1 rRNA gene is annotated in these 1,873 nt (G+C 61.1%); it reads right to left on the minus strand.

The features are described from left to right. Positions 1-340: 340 nt before the first annotated feature. Positions 341-1,870: ribosomal RNA gene (locus AC1AZA_RS11365) — 16S ribosomal RNA — on the minus strand. Positions 1,871-1,873: the final 3 nt, after the last annotated feature.

A 1,873-nucleotide genomic window follows, 5' to 3' on the forward strand; every position in this document is an offset into this window, starting at 1 on the left:
CCAAAACAGGCCCAAGCCGCGGCGTCTCGCTCGCGTCCACTATCCAGTTCTCAAACCACCACCACACACCCACCGCGACAACCCACCCCACAGGGACGGGCCACGCGAAGGGCCATGGAACGGAAACGCCAACCCCCACGGGGCCATGGCGATCCGGGAACCCAAAAGCATGCCCACACCGCTCCACCGCGCACGAGCCCGCCCCGAACAGGAACGAAACCCACACGCACGCAAGCCCCCGATCTCTTCCACGCCAGCACGCCCCACCACCGGAAGGGACATCCCACCGGCACGGGGCCACACCACGGACCACGAAACCATGGTCCTGAAATCTCCGTAGAAAGGAGGTGATCCAGCCGCACCTTCCGGTACGGCTACCTTGTTACGACTTAGTCCCAATCACGAGCCTCACCTTAGACGACTCCCCCCAAACGGTTGGGCCATCGGCTTCGGGTGCTGCCCACTTTCATGACTTGACGGGCGGTGTGTACAAGGCCCGGGAACGCATTCACCGCGGCGTTGCTGATCCGCGATTACTAGCGACTCCGCCTTCACGGAGCCGGGTTGCAGGCTCCGATCCGAACTGAGACCGGTTTTCAGGGATCCGCTCCATGTCGCCATGTCGCATCCCGCTGTACCGGCCATTGTAGCATGCGTGAAGCCCTGGACGTAAGGGGCATGATGATCTGACGTCATCCCCACCTTCCTCCGAGTTAACCCCGGCGGTCCCCCGTGAGTTCCCATCCGAAATGCTGGCAACACGGGGCGAGGGTTGCGCTCGTTGCGGGACTTAACCCAACATCTCACGACACGAGCTGACGACGACCATGCACCACCTGTGAACCCGCCCCGAAGGGAAACACCATCTCTGATGTCGTCGGGAACATGTCAAGCCCAGGTAAGGTTCTTCGCGTTGCATCGAATTAATCCGCATGCTCCGCCGCTTGTGCGGGCCCCCGTCAATTTCTTTGAGTTTTAGCCTTGCGGCCGTACTCCCCAGGCGGGACGCTTAACGCGTTAGCTCCGACACGGAACCCGTGGAAAGGGCCCCACATCCAGCGTCCACCGTTTACGGCGTGGACTACCAGGGTATCTAATCCTGTTCGCTCCCCACGCTTTCGCTCCTCAGCGTCAGTAACGGCCCAGAGACCTGCCTTCGCCATTGGTGTTCCTCCCGATATCTACACATTCCACCGTTACACCGGGAATTCCAGTCTCCCCTACCGCACTCCAGCCCGCCCGTACCCGGCGCAGACCCACCGTTAAGCGATGGGCTTTCACACCGGACGCGACGAACCGCCTACGAGCCCTTTACGCCCAATAAATCCGGATAACGCTTGCGCCCTACGTATTACCGCGGCTGCTGGCACGTAGTTAGCCGGCGCTTATTCGAACGGTACACTCAAACCCAAAAAGGATCCTTGCTCCCGAACAAAAGCGGTTTACAACCCGAAGGCCTCCATCCCGCACGCGGCGTCGCTGCATCAGGCTTGCGCCCATTGTGCAATATTCCCCACTGCTGCCTCCCGTAGGAGTCTGGGCCGTATCTCAGTCCCAATGTGGCCGGTCGCCCTCTCAGGCCGGCTACCCGTCAAAGCCACGGTGGGCCGTCACCCCGCCGTCAAGCTGATAGGACGCGACCCCATCCCACGGCACCCGAAGGCTTTCCCAGAAGACCATGCGATCAACTGGACCATCCGGCATTACCACCCGTTTCCAGGAGCTATTCCGGACCATGGGGCAGGTCGGTCACGCATTACTCACCCGTTCGCCACTCTCACCCAGGCCGAAACCCGGGATCCCGTTCGACTTGCATGTGTTAAGCACGCCGCCAGCGTTCATCCTGAGCCAGAATCGAACCCTCCACAAAAAA

The sequence above is a fragment of the Bifidobacterium sp. LH_389 genome, from assembly GCF_056357235.1.